The sequence below is a fragment of the Mycobacterium sp. 1164985.4 genome (genome assembly GCF_001668575.1).
Taxonomy (GTDB): domain Bacteria; phylum Actinomycetota; class Actinomycetes; order Mycobacteriales; family Mycobacteriaceae; genus Mycobacterium.
The window spans coordinates 1-625 of record NZ_LZMD01000050.1 but is presented as its reverse complement, the minus strand read 5'-3'; the positions used below and the strand labels follow the sequence as shown (position 1 = coordinate 625).

At 66.1% G+C, this 625-nt stretch carries 1 pseudogene; it reads right to left on the bottom strand.

What is annotated here, in order from left to right:
* Positions 1 to 242: 242 nt before the first annotated feature.
* Positions 243 to 404: pseudogene (locus tag A5650_RS26720) on the bottom strand (LLM class flavin-dependent oxidoreductase); the annotation flags it as partial.
* Positions 405 to 625: the final 221 nt, after the last annotated feature.

Here is a 625-nt window from a genome sequence, read left to right as displayed (position 1 = left end):
GTCGGGCCTGCTCCGGATCGCATCGATGGCGATCGACCCGACGCCGCCCGTCGACCACACAACGGTTCTCAGTGGTGTCCTCACGATTCCTCCGTCGCTGCGCTTGATGCGCTTACCGATGCGGCGCGCTCGAGATAGGGCCAGGCAAGTTTGGGCAGCAGGCCACCGCAAAGCGGTAGCAGCCGCAGCGGTCTGCCGCATCGGACGTACGCAACGGTCTCCTCGCGCGGAGGGATGCGGTGCGGCGCCGGCAGGTGGCCGTCCTCGGTGCCGTGGTGCTCGGAGAGCACGACGACCGCGCCGCGCGTCTCGGCCCACTCGCACATCTGTACCGCGGCCGCGTACAGCTCAGGCGTGGGCGCTCCCTCGGCTGGCGTCCGCATGTCGAATCGGAGCGTGAACATCAGCGCCGCAACAAGGCCGGAGTATTCACGACGACCGACTCTAACCTAATTTTTGTTCTGGTTTCCATTAATAGCGGATGCTATTCTCGGCGCTGGCTCTATCGCCACACCGGGCTGCCGGAGGAGGATCGATGACCGGAGGCAACCACCGAGTAGCGGTCTGGTCGACCGGCGGAATCGGGTCGATCGCGATCCGCGCGATCTCCCAGCGACCCGACGTG